3 protein-coding genes are annotated in these 1,874 nt (G+C 40.3%); all 3 read right to left on the minus strand.

Translation table 11 applies throughout. From position 1 onward, the window contains the following. Positions 1-379 precede the first annotated feature (379 nt). Complete coding sequence (locus RTR43_RS25565; RefSeq protein WP_312476869.1) at positions 380-694, minus strand: hypothetical protein; 315 nt, start codon at positions 692-694, stop codon at positions 380-382. Then, positions 695-850: a hypothetical protein gene (locus RTR43_RS25570; RefSeq protein WP_175291463.1), complete on the minus strand. Its 156-nt coding sequence runs from the start codon at positions 848-850 to the stop codon at positions 695-697. A 95-nt stretch (positions 851-945) separates the two neighbouring features. Beyond that, on the minus strand, positions 946-1,874 hold a 929-nt coding region (locus RTR43_RS25575; protein ID WP_312476872.1), incomplete at its 5' end, for a toprim domain-containing protein.

Here is a 1,874-nt window from a genome sequence, read left to right on the forward strand (position 1 = left end):
ACCCGACGGGTCTTCCGGAAACGAGACGCGCTCCTTCAGCTGCAGTTCTTCGCTGCCGGTGCCGCCATCGCCCAGGGTTTTAGCTGAGACTATATCTGTAGGGGCTACATTAAATTGTAATCAATCCTCATGATGTTCAGTTTCCTCAGCTATCCCACTTAAAAAGCACCTATAACAAGCCCTTAATTCATACTCCTTCGTATTAGTAACCGCTAAAAAGTTACAGCCACAAGTTTCACATACACAACTTTCTGTTCTTACAGGTTCATTTTTCTTCATTTGTTCCCTCACTCCCTATAATCCTGCACGGTGCATTCTCATTAAGCTTATTACCATACAGAAAATAAAAAAATCCCCGAAGGGAGCCTGTCTTTAAAAATTACCGTTCTCTGTTGTTTCTTCTTTGTGCACCTTGACTGCTAAGTTCCCGTTCCTGCAAAACAACCCATGATTCCTTATCCAAACCAGCTGTTTTCCAGTCAACAATCGGATACTTATACTTAGCGAAATTCTTGTTATTGTTATTAGATGTGATGTAACCGATCAGAACCTCTGGCTCGAAAGCACCCTCAACGGATTTCTTTGAACCTAAAACAAGGACAGGCCGCGCTTTACGACCTGTCCCATCTCTAAATTCAGTTATCGCTAAATGTATATTTCCTAGCTGTAGTTTTTGTGGATCTGTTTCAGCCAATTATCTTAATTCCTGATGAAGTTCATTGCTTTCATCTAACAGGATAGTCCCGTCAGCGTTCCGCTCCGGGTAATTCTCCGGACGATTATATTGGGGGTCAGCCAGAAATTCGTTCATTTTCTCACGAGCTTGCTCAATTGTTTTTATTTTATCCATACAATTGACCTCCCTTTCTCTATAATTTATTATACCATTTTAGCGATACTGAAGATACATTTTGACCTCATTTTCCCATAATAATCGGCGCATTATCACCCCCTAACAAGCATGTTTTTTTTGCTTCTATGCTGATTTTGAGAATGTGTTTTTCCGTGTGTCTTCGCAGCAGCTCGACGCACCTTCAGCACATCGTTCCAATCCTTAGAAACTTCCTCCACCGGCAGATGTCCCAGATCATTATAGGTGTCGTAATACAGTTGAACCTTCTGTTTCATTTTCACTTGATTAGTCAATTCAACTTCTTTAACATCCTGATTTAAAACTGATCGTAGATCAGTCTTGCCGTCAAAAGTGTTATTTGCTAGTGCCCTGGCTGCCTCTTCTATTGCTATAGGCAATTGGATTTCATAAGGTTTCTCACCAGGGAGCTGTTTGGCACCAAAAAACTTGCCATAACCAAAGCCATTCGTAATCTCGTTTGTTTTCCCAAGGTTCGTTTCAGCTTTGTGAATAGCAGCTAGGTACCTCCAATCAACGCGATATTGACTGCCATATGTTTGATACAGCTCAATATATTCTTTAGGAATATGATTGTCTGCCGGTATCAAATTATGAAATTTTACAACTTCCCCTTTAACAGTGAACTCATATTGTCGCATCTCATCCATAAATTTCTGGCCGGCATGATCATTATCAACTCCGAAGTATACTCCCTCGGTAGGTGCCACACCACGGGATTTCATTGTATGTTTAATGAGATTGAAAACCGTGTTTTTCTTGACTCCATTCATTGAAATGAGACGACAATTCGATATTTGATCTTTATACATTGTCCAATAACTTAACAGATCAATAGGCGATTCAAAAAAATAAAGCTTTTTAGGTACACCCAGCGAGACATTAAATCCATAATCCCGCTGAGAATTGGACCTAATTTGTTTAAATGTGGATCTTTTTCCACCATTATTCATCGTAATTGTACCCTGAAGATCGGCACCTACACGTTTACCTGTATTCCCCC

This window comes from Neobacillus sp., from assembly GCF_031988165.1.
GTDB classification, from domain to species: domain Bacteria; phylum Bacillota; class Bacilli; order Bacillales; family Cytobacillaceae; genus Neobacillus; species Neobacillus rhizosphaerae.

Coding starts and splice junctions, on each gene's coding strand:
- RTR43_RS25570 (WP_175291463.1), bottom strand. CDS start 850: ATGGATAAAATAAAAACAATTGAGCAAGCTCGTGAGAAAATGAACGAA.